The following is a 12,188-nucleotide window of genomic DNA, read 5'->3' as shown; positions in this document are numbered from 1 at the left end:
GCGCACGGCCTCCTCCAGCTGCTGGGCCGCCAGCCCCACCCCGTAGACCCGCAGGGCGGGCAGCGCCGGGGCGGCGGTGGCAGCGGCCGGCCGGGGGGCCGCCGGATCGGGCAGGGGCACCACCGCCAGGGGGGCGGGGCAGGGGCGCCGGGGGGGCACGGCGGCGGGGGCCCAGGCGGGCGGTGCGGCCGGGCGGGCGGGGCCGTCGTCGCGCAGCACCAGGCGGCCGTCGCCGCCCAGCTCCCGCACCTGGGGATGGGTGGGCTGGCCGCGCAGCAGCAGATCCACGGTGCCGGCCACGTCGCGGTGCACCAGCCAGCGGTGCCGGCTGTGCATCTCCACCGCCAGGGGGAAGGTGGGCTCGGCCGCCCGTTCCAGCACGGTCTTCTGGGTGCGCCGGCGGCGGGCCTCCTCGTCCCCCAGGGTCACCGACTGGATCCCGCCGACCAGGTCGCTGAGGGTGGGGTTGCGGATCAGGTTGGCCAGTTCGTTGCCGTGGGCCGTGGCCACCAGCATCACGCCCCGCTCGGCGATGGTGCGGGCCGCCTGGGCCTCCAGTTCGGTGCCGATCTCATCGATGACGATGACCTCGGGCATGTGGTTCTCCACCGCCTCGATCATCACCTGGTGCTGCAGCTCCGGGCGCGCCACCTGCATCCGCCGGGCCCGGCCGATGGCGGGGTGGGGGATGTCGCCGTCGCCGGCGATCTCGTTGCTGGTGTCGATCACCACCACCCGGCGCTGCAGGTCGTCGGCGAGCACCCGGGCGATCTCCCGCAGGGCCGTGGTCTTGCCCACCCCGGGGCGGCCCATCAGCAGCAGCGACTGGCCCGTGTCCAGCAGGTCGCGCACCATCGCCACGGTGCCGAACACGGCCCGGCCCACCCGGCAGGTGAGCCCCACCACGTCGCCGGTGCGATTGCGGATGGCGCTGATGCGGTGCAGGGTGCGCTCGATGCCGGCCCGGTTGTCACCGCCGAAGGGACCGAGGCGCTGCAGCACCGCCGCCAGATCGGAACGCGCGATCGCGTCGTTGCCCAGGGCCAGAACCCGGCCGGGGTAGCGGGCCTCCGGCACCCGCCCCAGGTCGAGCACCACCTCCAGCAGGCCCTCCCGCTGCTCCGGCCCCGCCAGGGCCCGCTGCACCACAGGCGGCAGCACGGCCAGCAGACGATCCAGGTCGTCGGTGACCCGCTGGGGGGAGAGGGAGGGGGGGGGCGAAGGCTCCAGAGGGCGGCGGGGGGAGCTGTCCGTTCGTTCTAGCCGGGCCCGGGGCCCGCCAGACCCCGGGGGCCGCTGACACCACGGGCCAGCCAGGGGGCCACCAGCGCTTCGGCGATGGCCAGGGCCCGGGGCCAGAGCAGGGGCAGGTCCAGCAGCCGTCGCCCCTCAGCCAGGGCCTCCTGCAGCAGGGGCTGGAGCTGGCGGCGGGCCACCCCCCCAAACGCGACCCCGGCCGCCCGGGGCCGGGCCGCCGGGGAGCGGGCCAGCACCGCCAGGGTGTGGGCATTGGTGCCGCCGGCCAGCTGCAGCGGACCCGGCGGCGCCAGCGGCCCCAGCCGCTCCAGCAGGGCCACCGCCGCATGGGCCGTGCCGGCCCCCACATCACCGCTCATCGGCCGGCCATCCAGCTGCCAGAGCGGCCGGAAGCCGGCCCCACGCAGCAGGCGGAACCGCTGCCAGAGCTCCGCCGCCAGCTCCTCCACCGTGGCCCCTCCCTCCAGGGCCGCGCTCACCGCCACCCGGCGCAGCGGCACCCCGCTGGCGGCCAGCTGGGCCACCCGATCGCCGAAGGCCTCCAGCCGCCCCGGCCGGGTGTGCAGCTCCACCGCGTCCGGGGCCAACTGCGCCAGCAGGGCCCCCACGCCGGCGGCCTCCAGCACCTGGCTGCGCTCCTCGATCAGCCCCAGGGGGCAGGCGGGCAGGCAGCGGCCGCAGCCGTAGCAGCGCTCCTCCACCACCCCGGTCCCGCCGATGGCCAGGGCGGGGCAGACCCGCTCGCAGGGCCGGGGGCAGGCGGGCGGGCAGCGGTCCGGATCGAACCAGGCCTTGCGGAAGTGGGGGTCGAGGCCGTCACTGAGGCTGACCATCAGCCAGGGACGGGCCGCGCCGCGGGCCTCGGCCCAGGCCATGCCCCGCCGGGCCGCGGCCACCACCGCCGGATCGGCGGCCACATCGATGCAGTGCACCCCGGCCAGCGCATGGATGCCGGCCAGGTCCTCGATGGCGGCCAGATCCTGGTTGCTGGCCCCGCCGATCAGCTTCACCCAGCCGCCGGCGGCCAGGGCCTGCTCGGGGTGCTGCCGGAGCATCGGCGCGGGGCCCCGGAGCAAGGCACCCATGGATGGCGCGCGTGGGGGGAAACGATCCTGCCACCGGCAGGGCCCTCAGCCGGTGCCGGGCAGCTCCGGCGCGATCTCCGGCTGGGCCAGCCCGAGGCGCTGCACCAGCCAGGGGGCGGAGAACCCCTGCAGGCCCACGGTCAGCAGGATGGTCAGGAACACCAGCCCCTTGAGGGTGGCGCCGCCGGGGACCTCGGCCCGGTCGAGCTCGAGGGCGAACAGGCTCACCACCGCCGCGGTGACGATGCCCCGCGGCGCGATCCAGCTGAGCAGGGCCTTCTCCTTCCAGTCGAGGCTGGGCAGGCCGAGCCCCGTCAGCTGGATCAGGGGCCAGCGCATCAGCATCAGGCCCAGCACACAGCCCAGACCGCCGAGGCCGAGGGGACTCAGCTCGGCCCAGGAGACATCGGCCGCCAGCAGGGGAAACAGCACGGTGATGGCGAGCATGGCCAGCTGGCGGATCAGGGCGTCGAGCTGGGTGGCGGCCCCATCAAGGCGCAGCCCCACCACCACCCCGGCGCTCACCGCCGCCGGCAGGCCCGACTCCGGCAGCAGCGCCTCACAGCCGCTGAACATCAGAAACAGCACCCCAAGGGTGAGCTGCAGTTCCAGTCCGTTGCCACCGGCGGCGGGCGCCCCCTCGGAGTCCCGGGAGGCAGCGACGGCCCCCAGGCGCCGCAGGGCCTCCGAGAGCAGCAGCCCGGCCAGGCCGCCGAGCACCACTCCGCCCCCCAGGCGCAGCAGCAGTCGGGAGGCCACCTCCTGCCAGCTGCCCAGGTCCCCCAGGATCACCTGGAGCAGCACCAGGCCCAGCACCGCACTGACCGGTTCGAGGATCAGGCCCTCCGCCTCCAGCAGCTGGCCCAGCTTCGGAGCCAGGCGCAGCTGGCGCACCATCGGGGTGACCACCGTGGGACCGGTGGCCAGGGCGATCGCGCCGTAGACCAACGCCAGGGGCCAGGGCAGCCCCGCCAGGACATGGGCCAGCAGGGCCGCCAGGGGCAGCCCCAGCACCAGGCGCACCAGCACCAGCTGCAGCACCGACCGCTGCAGATCGCGGCCGGCCAGGCGCAGGTTGAGCCCCCCGTCGAAGAGCACCAGACTCACCAGCAGGCCGACCAGGGGCTCCAGGCCGGCCCCCAGGTTCTCGGGATGGACCAGGTCGAACCCGGCGTGGCCCGTGATCAGGCCGACCGCCAGCAGCAGCACCACCGCCGGCTGGCCGGTGAGCCAGGCCGTGGCCTGGGCCAGGGAGCCGGCGAAGAAGGCCGAACCCCAGATCAATCCGAGCCGCTCACTCAAGGCCTGGGAGTCCGCGGAACGGACCCAGGCTATGGGGTGAATTCAGCTCAGGCCGGCACGAGCTGTTCGAGCGGCTGCCAGCGCAGGGCCCGGGCGCCGCCCATCTCCACCACCAGCTTCAGGCGCGGTTCGCGGCGGCAGAGCTCGCAGAGGGCGGCCAGCTCGGAGCTGCTCAGCACCTGGCCCTCCAGCAGCCAGAGAAGCACCGGGCCCTCGCCGGCCAGCGCAGGGCCGAGCTGGGGCATCACCCGCTGCACCTCGCCCACGGCGGCCGCCTGGCCGACGCTGTGGTGGCCCAGGTGGGGCGGCCGGATGCCGTGCATCTGGAGCAGGTAGGCCTCCGGATCCCCCAGCCCGCGGGCGGAGGTGAGGTGGGCCCGGTAGCCGGCCGCCCGCAGCCGCCGCAGCAGCCGGGTCTCGGCGCCGCCCTCCAGCGGAACGAACAGGGCGAGGGCACCGCAGCGCTCCAGCTCGGTGCGGAAACCACGGCCGGTCATCAGCAGGGGCATCGGGAGCGGCAGGCGAATCGGGGCTGAGTCTGGCAGCCGATGAGGGTCCCAGGGGTGGTGGTGCACACCATGGGGTACTGTTGTCTCTTGTGCCGAAGATCTGTGCCCGTCCGCTAGCCGGGCCTCCAGAGAACGGTACGGGGTCCGTCAGTGGTGACGAACCCTTCCCGGCCCGTACGACTCCTGCAGCGCTCGTCGCTGTCCGGACCGTCGGGATACTGCCCGAGGCCTCACCGCTTCCGGCAAGTCCCAGCCCGCTGATTCGCCTCGCTAGCTCCTGACCCTCGGGTCAATCTGCGATTCCACGAATTCAGCCCCCCCGCCGTCCAGCGGGTCCTCCACGGATGTCGGGCCTCGGCCCAGATCCATGGCGGCACGCCTCGGCAGTCCAGCTGGTGTTGTTCTCCCTCCCATGTCCATCGGCATTCTCGGGAAGAAGCTGGGTATGTCCCAGTTCTTCGACGAAGAAGGCAAATCCATTCCGGTCACCCTGATCGAAGCGGGTCCCTGCCGCATCACCCAACTCAAGAGCGAAGCCACCGACGGCTACACCGCGGTGCAGCTCGGCTTCGGCGAGACGCGCGACAAGCTCGTCAACAAGCCGGCCAAGGGCCACCTGGCCAAATCCGGCGAGGCGCCCCTGCGGCACCTCAAGGAGTACCGGCTGGAGGCCATCGACGGCCTCGAGCTCGGGGCCGCCGTCACCGTCGGTGACTTCGCCCCCGGCCAGAAGGTCGACGTCAGCGGCGACACGATCGGTCGTGGTTTCTCGGGCCTCCAGAAGCGCCACGGCTTCAGCCGCGGTCCCATGAGCCACGGCTCCAAGAACCACCGAGAGCCAGGCTCCATCGGCGCCGGCACCACCCCAGGCCGGGTCTACCCCGGCAAGCGGATGGCCGGTCGCTATGGCGGCAAGCAGATCACCACCCGCGGCCTCACCATCCTCAAGGTGGATGCGGAACGCAATCTGCTCGTCGTCAAGGGCTCGGTACCCGGCAAGCCCGGCGCCCTGCTCGACATCCGCCCGGCCCGGCGGGTGGGCGTCCCCGCAGCGAACTGAGGAGAACACCCATGACTGACTGTGTGATTCGCGACTGGCAAGGCAAGGAGAGCGGCAAAGCTCCCCTCGACCTCAAGGTCGCCAAGGAAACATCCGCCAACGGCCTGCTCCACCGCGCCGTCGTGCGCCAGCTGGCCCATACCCGTCAGGGCACCGCCAGCACCCTCACCCGCGCCGAAGTGGCCGGTGGCGGTCGCAAGCCCTACAAGCAGAAAGGCACCGGCCGGGCCCGCCAGGGCTCGATCCGCACCCCCCTGCGGCCCGGCGGTGGCGTGATCTTCGGACCCAAGCCCCGCAGCTATGCCGTGGCGATGAACCGCAAGGAGCGTCGCCTGGCCCTGCGCACCGCCCTGATGAGCCGCGTCGCGGACATCATCGTGGTGAAGGGCTTCGGCGCCGGGCTCGACACCCCCAAAACGAAGGAGATCACCGCCGCCCTGTCCCGCTTCGGCATCGAGGCCGGCGCCAAGGTGCTGCTGATCCTCGATGGCGCTCCCGAGGCGGTGACCCGCTCGGTGCGCAATCTCGAGAAGGTGAAGCTGATCGCCGCCGATCAGCTCAACGTGTTCGATCTGCTCCATGCCAACAAGCTGGTGCTCAGCGAAGAGGCACTGGCGAAGATTCAGGAGGTCTACGGCGATGTCTGAGCGTTTTGCAGGCCGGTTGGCGGACGTGATCCGTCGCCCGCTGATCACCGAGAAGGCCACCCGGGCCATCGAGATCAACCAGTACACCTTCGAGGTGGACCATCGGGCCGCCAAGCCCGACATCAAGGCGGCCGTCGAGCATCTGTTCGACGTCAAGGTCGTCGGCGTCAGCACCATGAATCCCCCCCGCCGCTCCCGTCGGGTGGGGCGCTTCGCCGGCAAACGTGCCCAGGTGAAGAAAGCGGTGGTGCGCCTTGCCGAAGGCAACGCCATCCAGTTGTTCCCTGAGTCCTGAGGGGTCTGAAACGTCATGGCAATCCGCAACTACAGGCCCAACACCCCCGGCACCCGCACGCTGGTCGTCACTGATTTCAGTGACATCACGGGCAAGAACCGGGAACGGGGCCTGGTGGTGTCCAAGCACCGCCACAAGGGCCGCAACAACCGCGGCGTGATCACCTGCCGCCACCGCGGCGGTGGCCACAAGCGCCTCTACCGCATCGTCGACTTCCGTCGCGACAAGCACGGTGTGAGCGCCAAGGTGGCCGCGATCCACTACGACCCACACCGCAACGCCCGTCTGGCGCTGCTTTATTACACCGACGGCGAGAAGCGCTACATCCTTGCCCCCGCCAACGTGGCGGTGGGCCAGAGCGTCATCTCCGGCCCGGACGCCCCGATCGAGAACGGCAACGCCCTGCCCCTCTCGGCCATCCCCCTGGGCTCGAGCGTCCACAACGTGGAGCTCTACGCCGGTCGCGGCGGTCAGATGGTCCGCACCGCCGGGGCCAGCGCCCAGGTGGTGGCCAAGGAAGGGGACTACGTCGCCCTCAAGCTGCCCTCCACCGAGGTGCGGCTGGTGCGCCGCGAGTGCTACGCCACCCTCGGTGAGGTGGGCAACGCCGAGCAGCGCAACACCAGCCTCGGCAAGGCCGGCCGCAAGCGCTGGCTGGGCCGCCGTCCGGAAGTGCGCGGCAGCGTGATGAACCCCTGCGACCACCCCCACGGTGGTGGTGAGGGCCGGGCACCGATCGGCCGTTCCGGTCCGGTCACGCCCTGGGGCAAACCCGCCCTGGGCCTCAAGACCCGCAAGCGCAACAAGCCGAGCAACCGGTTCGTGCTGCGGAAACGACGCCGCACCTCCAAACGGAGCCGTGGCGGACGCGACTCCTGATGACCCACACCGCTCTGCTGTTCGCCTGATCCGCCATGGGACGCTCACTCAAGAAAGGCCCGTTCGTCGCCGACCACCTGCTTCGCAAGGTGGAGAAGCAGAACGCTGCCGACGACAAGACCGTGATCAAGACCTGGTCACGGGCCTCCACCATCCTGCCGATGATGATCGGCCACACCATTGCCGTTCACAACGGCAAGGCCCACGTGCCCGTCTACGTGACGGAGCAGATGGTGGGCCACAAGCTGGGCGAATTCGCCCCCACCCGCACGTTCCGCGGTCACATCAAAGACAAGAAGGGAGGCCGCTGATCCGATGGCAACCACCACACCCGACACCCAGGCCCTGGCTCACGGCCGCTTCATCCGCGGTTCCGTGTCCAAGGTGCGCCGGGTTCTCGATCAGATCCGGGGTCGCACCTACCGCGACGCCCTGATCATGCTCGAGTTCATGCCTTACCGCTCCACGGGCCCGATCACCAAGGTGCTCCGCTCCGCGGTCGCCAATGCCGAGCACAACCTCGGCCTCGATCCGGCCACCCTGGTCATCAGCCAGGCCAGCGCCGACATGGGACCCTCCCTGAAGCGGTTCCGGCCCCGGGCCCAGGGCCGCGCCTACGCCATCAAAAAGCAAACCTGCCACATCAGCATTGCTGTGGCAGCGCCCACCGCCTGACCCCCGAGGACACCGCCCGATGGGACACAAGATCCATCCAACCGGCCTGCGCCTGGGGATCACCCAGGAACACCGCTCCCGCTGGTACGCCCCAAGCAAGACCTACCCCGTCCTCCTTCAGGAGGACGACCGGATCCGGTCGTTCATCAACAAGAAGTACGCCGCCGCCGGCATCAGCGACGTGCTGATCGCCCGTAAGGCCGACCAGCTCGAAGTGGAACTCAAGACCGCCCGTCCGGGCGTTCTCGTGGGCCGCCAGGGCAGCGGCATCGAAGAGCTGCGCACCGGCATCCAGAAGACCCTCGGCGACGCCCACCGTCAGGTGCGCATCAACGTGGTCGAGGTGGAGCGGGTCGACGCCGACGCCTTCCTGCTGGCCGAGTACATCGCCCAGCAGCTGGAGAAGCGGGTGGCCTTCCGGCGCGTCATGCGCATGGCGGTGCAGCGCGCCCAGCGGGCCGGGGTGCTGGGTCTCAAGCTCCAGGTGAGCGGACGCCTCAACGGCGCCGAGATCGCCCGGACGGAGTGGACCCGCGAGGGTCGCGTGCCCCTGCACACGCTCCGCGCCGACATCGACTACGCCACCAAGGTGGCCACCACCACCTATGGGGTCCTGGGCATCAAGGTCTGGGTGTTCAAAGGGGAGGTGCTTCCCGGTCAGCAAGACCAGCTGCCCGTGGGTGGAGCACCGAAACGCCGCGCCAACCGCCGGCCGCAACAGTTCGAAGACCGCTCCAACGAGGAGTGATCAGGAGGCCTGAACCATGCTGAGTCCAAAACGCGTCAAGTTCCGAAAACAGCAGCGAGGCCGCATGCGCGGCATCGCCACGCGCGGCAACACCATCGCCTTCGGCGATTTCGCCCTGCAGGCCCAGGAGTGCGGGTGGATCACCTCCCGTCAGATTGAGGCCAGCCGCCGTGCCATGACCCGCTACGTCAAGCGGGGGGGCAAGATCTGGATCCGGATCTTCCCCGACAAACCCGTCACCATGCGGCCTGCCGAAACCCGCATGGGTTCCGGTAAGGGCAACCCGGAATTCTGGGTGGCCGTGATCAAGCCGGGCCGCATTCTCTTCGAGATGGGTGGCCCCGAGATCACGCCCGAAATCGCCAAGGAAGCCATGCGTCTGGCCCAGTTCAAACTGCCGCTCAAGACGAAGTTCCTCGCCCTGGCCGATCAGGTGGCAGCCGCCCCCGAACCCGCCCTCGCAGTGGAATCCTGACCATGGCCCGTCCCACCATCACCGATGTGCGTTCGCTCAGCGACGCCCAGATCGCCGAACAGATCGATGGCGTCCGTCGCGAACTGTTCGACCTCCGCTTCCAGCAGGCCACCCGCCGTCTGGAGCACCCGCACCGCTTCAAGGAGTCCCGCATCAAGCTGGCCCACCTGCTGACGGTGCAGGAGGAGCGTCAACGCTCCACCGTCGCCTCCTGATTCCCCCCTCGATCCCCATGGCACTCAAGGAAAGGGTCGGCACCGTCGTCAGCGACAAGATGGACAAAACGGTGGTGGTGGCGGTGGAAAACCGCTTCCCCCATCCCATCTATCAGAAGACCGTCCGCCGCACCACCCGCTACAAAGCCCACGACGAAGCCAACAGCTGCCGCGTGGGTGACCGGGTCCGGATCACCGAGACCCGCCCCCTCAGCCGCACCAAACGATGGGCCGTCGCTGAGGTTCTCTCCCCCACCAGCGCCGGCTGAGGAACTCCCCATGATTCAGCAGGAAACCTTCCTCAACGTCGCTGACAACAGCGGCGCCAAGCGCATCCAGTGCATCCGGGTGCTCGGCACCAACCGTCGCTACGCCCACGTGGGCGATGTGATCGTGGCCGCCGTCAAGGACGCCATGCCCAACATGGGCGTCAAGAAGTCGGATGTGGTCAAGGCCGTGGTGGTGCGCACCCGGGCCACGCTGCGCCGGGACACCGGCAACGCCATCCGCTTCGACGACAACGCCGCGGTGATCCTCGGCAACGACAACAACCCCAAGGGCACCCGCGTCTTCGGCCCGGTCGCCCGTGAGCTGCGCGAGCGCAACTTCACCAAGATCGTGTCCCTCGCCCCGGAGGTGATCTGAGATGGCCACCGCAACCCCCAAGGCCCGGCCCGTCCAGCGCGTCAAGATGCGCATCCGCAAGGGCGACACCGTCCAGGTGATCGCCGGCAAGGACCGGGGCAAGACCGGCGAGGTGCTGCGCACCCTGCCGAACGAGAACCGTGTCGTGGTGCAGGGCATCAACCTGCGCACCCGCCACGTCAAGCCCACCCAGGAGGGCGAGAACGGCCGCATCGTCACCGAAGAGGCGTCCCTGCACGCCTCCAACGTGATGCTGTACTCCACCGCCAACAAGGTGGCCAGCCGGGTGGAGATCGTCGTCCAGGAGGACGGCAGCAAGAAGCGCCGCCTCAAGAAGACCGGGGAGGTGCTCGACTGACCGCCCCCGAACGCGTCGCCGCCCACACACCTTTCCGCGACGCCCCCCACGCTCCGCGTCCCTGCCTCCCTCCCCCGTCCGCCTTCTGACCACGTCCAGAAGCGCCCCCCCATCCCCCCGTCATGTCACTCAAACAGCGCTACCGGGAGACGATCCAGCCCAAGCTGCTGAAGGATCTCAACCTCTCCAACGTCCACGAGGTTCCCAAGGTGGTCAAGGTCACCGTCAACCGGGGCCTCGGTGAAGCCGCCCAGAACGCCAAGGCCCTCGAGGCCTCGATCACCGAACTGGCGACCATCACCGGTCAGAAGGTGGTGGTGACCCGCGCCAAGAAGGCCATCGCCGCCTTCAAGATCCGCCAGGGCATGCCGATCGGCGTGGCCGTCACCCTGCGGGGCGAGCGGATGTATGCCTTCCTCGAGCGTCTCATCCACCTGGCGCTGCCTCGCATCCGCGACTTCCGCGGTGTGAGCCCGAAGAGCTTCGACGGCCGGGGCAACTACACCCTGGGGATCCGGGAGCAGATCATCTTCCCCGAGATCTCCTTCGACAAGATCGATGCCATCCGGGGGATGGACGTCACGATCGTGACCAACGCCCGTAACGACGAAGAGGGCCGGGCCCTCCTCCGCGAAATGGGAATGCCGTTCCGCAATACCTGAGCCCCCTCCCGGACACGACCATGGCCAACCACGACCCGATCTCAGACATGCTCACTCGCCTTCGCAATGCGAGTGAGAAGCGCCACGAGCGCACCAGGATTCCCGCCTCCCGGCTCTCCCGCAGCATCGCCAACGTGCTGCACCAGGAAGGCTTCATCGGCGCCATCGCCGAGGAAGGTGAAGGTGTGCAGCGCCAGCTGGTGCTCGAGCTCAAGTACAGCGGCAAGCACCGTCAGCCCACCATCCGCTCCGTGCAGCGGGTGAGCAAGCCCGGCCTGCGCATCTACAAGAACACCCGCCAGCTGCCCAAGGTGCTGGGCGGCCTCGGCGTGGCGATCATCTCCACCTCCCGGGGTGTGATGAGCGACCGTGATGCCCGCAAGCAGGGCGTCGGCGGCGAAGTGCTCTGCTACGTCTACTGATCCCAGGAGTTGTTCCATGTCTCGTATCGGTAAAGCCCCGATCCCCATCCCCGACAAGGTCACCGTCAGCCTCGATGGCCTGGCGGTCACCGTGAAGGGCCCCAAGGGGGAACTCAGCCGCGTTCTCCCGGAGGGCGTCAGCGTCAGCCAGGAAGGCGGCACGGTGGTGGTCAGTCCCACCAGCAGCCACCGCCGCTCCCGGGAGCGTCACGGCCTCAGCCGCACCCTCGTCGCCAACATGGTGGAAGGGGTCAGCCAGGGGTTCACCCGCAAGCTCGAGATCGTCGGCGTGGGCTACCGCGCCCAGGTCCAGGGGCGCAAGCTCGTGGTCAGCGCCGGCTACAGCCACCCGGTGGAGATGGTTCCCCCCGAAGGGGTCACCTTCTCGGTCGAGAACAACACCTCGGTCTTCGTCTCCGGCCCCGACAAGGAGCTGGTGGGCAACGAGGCGGCCAAGATCCGCGGCATCCGTCCGCCCGAGCCCTACAAGGGCAAGGGCATCAAGTACGAAGGTGAGCGGATTCTGCGCAAGGCCGGCAAGACCGGCAAGAAATGAGGTCTGCTCGAGCGTCATCCGTCTGATCCCCCATGTCTACCCTCTCCCGCAAACAGCAGACCCAGAAGCGTCACCGCCGCCTGCGTCGTCTGCTCTCCGGCACCGCCGACCGTCCCAGGTTGGCCGTGTTCCGCTCCAACAACCACATCTACGCCCAGGTCATCGACGACGACGCCCAGAGCACCCTCTGTGCCGCGTCCACCCTCGACAAGGACCTGCGCACCAGCGTCACGGTGGGCGCCAACTGCGATGCCTCCATCGCGGTGGGCCAGCTCGTCGCCCAGCGCGCCCTCGCCAAGGGCATCCAGCAGGTGGTCTTCGATCGCGGCGGCAACCTGTACCACGGCAGGGTCAAGGCCCTTGCTGACGCCGCCCGGGAAGCGGGCCTTCAGTTCTGA

General features: G+C 69.9%; 20 protein-coding genes. 16 read left to right on the top strand and 4 right to left on the bottom strand.

Annotated elements, in window-relative coordinates; all coding sequences use genetic code 11:
• The 4 genes from CJZ86_RS11240 to CJZ86_RS11225 all read right to left on the bottom strand — a co-directional run.
• A partial coding sequence (locus CJZ86_RS11240; RefSeq protein ID WP_094586031.1) for an AAA ATPase domain-containing protein occupies positions 1–1,230 on the bottom strand: 1,230 nt, incomplete at its 3' end.
• Positions 1,231–1,259: 29 nt separating this feature from the next.
• Entirely contained in the window at positions 1,260–2,312 is a 1,053-nt protein-coding gene (locus tag CJZ86_RS11235) for a Light dependent period protein LdpA domain-containing protein (protein ID WP_094586030.1), read from the bottom strand.
• 75 nt (positions 2,313–2,387) lie between these two features.
• Positions 2,388–3,644, bottom strand: a complete 1,257-nt coding sequence (locus CJZ86_RS11230) for a cation:proton antiporter (RefSeq protein ID WP_094586027.1) — start codon at positions 3,642–3,644, stop codon at positions 2,388–2,390.
• A gap of 47 nt (positions 3,645–3,691) precedes the next feature.
• On the bottom strand, positions 3,692–4,153 hold the full coding sequence (locus tag CJZ86_RS11225; protein WP_094586026.1) for an NAD(P)H-quinone oxidoreductase subunit N: 462 nt from the start codon (positions 4,151–4,153) through the stop codon (positions 3,692–3,694).
• Positions 4,154–4,565: 412 nt separating this feature from the next.
• On the opposite strand from CJZ86_RS11225, the gene rplC reads away from it, so the two are divergent.
• The 16 genes from rplC to rplR all read left to right on the top strand — a co-directional run bounded on the left by rplC (position 4,566) and on the right by rplR (position 12,188).
• Positions 4,566–5,213 (top strand): 50S ribosomal protein L3, encoded by a 648-nt coding sequence (gene rplC, locus CJZ86_RS11220; RefSeq protein WP_094586025.1) that lies wholly within the window; start codon positions 4,566–4,568, stop codon positions 5,211–5,213.
• An 11-nt stretch (positions 5,214–5,224) separates the two neighbouring features.
• Entirely contained in the window at positions 5,225–5,860 is a 636-nt protein-coding gene (gene rplD, locus CJZ86_RS11215) for a 50S ribosomal protein L4 (protein WP_094586024.1), read from the top strand.
• Complete coding sequence (locus CJZ86_RS11210; RefSeq protein ID WP_094586023.1) at positions 5,853–6,155, top strand: 50S ribosomal protein L23; 303 nt, start codon at positions 5,853–5,855, stop codon at positions 6,153–6,155. The genes rplD and CJZ86_RS11210 overlap by 8 nt, the downstream gene beginning before the upstream one ends.
• Before the next feature lie 15 nt (positions 6,156–6,170).
• Complete coding sequence (gene rplB / locus CJZ86_RS11205) at positions 6,171–7,034, top strand: 50S ribosomal protein L2 (protein WP_094586022.1); 864 nt, start codon at positions 6,171–6,173, stop codon at positions 7,032–7,034.
• Between the two features lie 35 nt (positions 7,035–7,069).
• Positions 7,070–7,345 carry a 30S ribosomal protein S19 gene (gene rpsS, locus CJZ86_RS11200; protein WP_015109404.1) on the top strand — a complete coding sequence of 92 codons (276 nt, stop codon included), beginning with the start codon at positions 7,070–7,072 and terminating at the stop codon, positions 7,343–7,345.
• A gap of 4 nt (positions 7,346–7,349) precedes the next feature.
• Entirely contained in the window at positions 7,350–7,709 is a 360-nt protein-coding gene (rplV, locus tag CJZ86_RS11195) for a 50S ribosomal protein L22 (RefSeq protein WP_015109405.1), read from the top strand.
• A gap of 19 nt (positions 7,710–7,728) precedes the next feature.
• Positions 7,729–8,457 (top strand): 30S ribosomal protein S3, encoded by a 729-nt coding sequence (gene rpsC, locus CJZ86_RS11190; protein ID WP_094586021.1) that lies wholly within the window; start codon positions 7,729–7,731, stop codon positions 8,455–8,457.
• Positions 8,458–8,473: 16 nt separating this feature from the next.
• Positions 8,474–8,932, top strand: a complete 459-nt coding sequence (rplP, locus tag CJZ86_RS11185) for a 50S ribosomal protein L16 (protein ID WP_094586020.1) — start codon at positions 8,474–8,476, stop codon at positions 8,930–8,932.
• Between the two features lie 2 nt (positions 8,933–8,934).
• Entirely contained in the window at positions 8,935–9,147 is a 213-nt protein-coding gene (gene rpmC / locus CJZ86_RS11180) for a 50S ribosomal protein L29 (RefSeq protein WP_094586019.1), read from the top strand.
• Between the two features lie 17 nt (positions 9,148–9,164).
• Positions 9,165–9,416 carry a 30S ribosomal protein S17 gene (gene rpsQ / locus CJZ86_RS11175; protein ID WP_094586018.1) on the top strand — a complete coding sequence of 84 codons (252 nt, stop codon included), beginning with the start codon at positions 9,165–9,167 and terminating at the stop codon, positions 9,414–9,416.
• Positions 9,417–9,426: 10 nt separating this feature from the next.
• The gene (gene rplN / locus CJZ86_RS11170) at positions 9,427–9,792 is read left to right on the top strand and encodes a 50S ribosomal protein L14 (RefSeq protein ID WP_015109410.1); all 366 of its coding nucleotides are present in this window, start codon (positions 9,427–9,429) and stop codon (positions 9,790–9,792) included.
• A gap of 1 nt (position 9,793) precedes the next feature.
• Positions 9,794–10,150: a 50S ribosomal protein L24 gene (gene rplX / locus CJZ86_RS11165; RefSeq protein WP_094586017.1), complete on the top strand. Its 357-nt coding sequence runs from the start codon at positions 9,794–9,796 to the stop codon at positions 10,148–10,150.
• A gap of 122 nt (positions 10,151–10,272) precedes the next feature.
• Positions 10,273–10,812: a 50S ribosomal protein L5 gene (rplE, locus tag CJZ86_RS11160; RefSeq protein ID WP_094586016.1), complete on the top strand. Its 540-nt coding sequence runs from the start codon at positions 10,273–10,275 to the stop codon at positions 10,810–10,812.
• A gap of 20 nt (positions 10,813–10,832) precedes the next feature.
• Positions 10,833–11,234 carry a 30S ribosomal protein S8 gene (gene rpsH, locus CJZ86_RS11155; protein ID WP_015109413.1) on the top strand — a complete coding sequence of 134 codons (402 nt, stop codon included), beginning with the start codon at positions 10,833–10,835 and terminating at the stop codon, positions 11,232–11,234.
• Between the two features lie 16 nt (positions 11,235–11,250).
• Positions 11,251–11,790, top strand: a complete 540-nt coding sequence (rplF, locus tag CJZ86_RS11150) for a 50S ribosomal protein L6 (protein WP_094586015.1) — start codon at positions 11,251–11,253, stop codon at positions 11,788–11,790.
• Between the two features lie 32 nt (positions 11,791–11,822).
• A complete protein-coding gene (gene rplR, locus CJZ86_RS11145) occupies positions 11,823–12,188 on the top strand; it encodes a 50S ribosomal protein L18 (RefSeq protein ID WP_094586014.1) in 366 nt (121 codons plus the stop codon).

This window comes from Synechococcus sp. BO 8801 (assembly GCF_002252675.1).
Lineage (GTDB): Bacteria > Cyanobacteriota > Cyanobacteriia > PCC-6307 > Cyanobiaceae > Cyanobium.
This window is presented reverse-complemented; position numbering and strand designations above follow the sequence as displayed.

Excerpts from the sequence above, each read along its gene's own strand:
- CJZ86_RS11235 (WP_094586030.1), bottom strand. The coding sequence starts at position 2,312 with ATGCTCCGGCAGCACCCCGAGCAGGCCCTGGCCGCCGGCGGCTGGGTG.
- CJZ86_RS11225 (WP_094586026.1), bottom strand. The coding sequence starts at position 4,153 with ATGCCCCTGCTGATGACCGGCCGTGGTTTCCGCACCGAGCTGGAGCGC.
- rplC (WP_094586025.1), top strand. The coding sequence starts at position 4,566 with ATGTCCATCGGCATTCTCGGGAAGAAGCTGGGTATGTCCCAGTTCTTC.
- rplD (WP_094586024.1), top strand. The coding sequence starts at position 5,225 with ATGACTGACTGTGTGATTCGCGACTGGCAAGGCAAGGAGAGCGGCAAA.
- CJZ86_RS11210 (WP_094586023.1), top strand. The coding sequence starts at position 5,853 with ATGTCTGAGCGTTTTGCAGGCCGGTTGGCGGACGTGATCCGTCGCCCG.
- rplB (WP_094586022.1), top strand. The coding sequence starts at position 6,171 with ATGGCAATCCGCAACTACAGGCCCAACACCCCCGGCACCCGCACGCTG.
- rpsS (WP_015109404.1), top strand. The coding sequence starts at position 7,070 with ATGGGACGCTCACTCAAGAAAGGCCCGTTCGTCGCCGACCACCTGCTT.
- rplV (WP_015109405.1), top strand. The coding sequence starts at position 7,350 with ATGGCAACCACCACACCCGACACCCAGGCCCTGGCTCACGGCCGCTTC.
- rpsC (WP_094586021.1), top strand. The coding sequence starts at position 7,729 with ATGGGACACAAGATCCATCCAACCGGCCTGCGCCTGGGGATCACCCAG.
- rplP (WP_094586020.1), top strand. The coding sequence starts at position 8,474 with ATGCTGAGTCCAAAACGCGTCAAGTTCCGAAAACAGCAGCGAGGCCGC.
- rpmC (WP_094586019.1), top strand. The coding sequence starts at position 8,935 with ATGGCCCGTCCCACCATCACCGATGTGCGTTCGCTCAGCGACGCCCAG.
- rpsQ (WP_094586018.1), top strand. The coding sequence starts at position 9,165 with ATGGCACTCAAGGAAAGGGTCGGCACCGTCGTCAGCGACAAGATGGAC.
- rplN (WP_015109410.1), top strand. The coding sequence starts at position 9,427 with ATGATTCAGCAGGAAACCTTCCTCAACGTCGCTGACAACAGCGGCGCC.
- rplX (WP_094586017.1), top strand. The coding sequence starts at position 9,794 with ATGGCCACCGCAACCCCCAAGGCCCGGCCCGTCCAGCGCGTCAAGATG.
- rplE (WP_094586016.1), top strand. The coding sequence starts at position 10,273 with ATGTCACTCAAACAGCGCTACCGGGAGACGATCCAGCCCAAGCTGCTG.
- rpsH (WP_015109413.1), top strand. The coding sequence starts at position 10,833 with ATGGCCAACCACGACCCGATCTCAGACATGCTCACTCGCCTTCGCAAT.
- rplF (WP_094586015.1), top strand. The coding sequence starts at position 11,251 with ATGTCTCGTATCGGTAAAGCCCCGATCCCCATCCCCGACAAGGTCACC.
- rplR (WP_094586014.1), top strand. The coding sequence starts at position 11,823 with ATGTCTACCCTCTCCCGCAAACAGCAGACCCAGAAGCGTCACCGCCGC.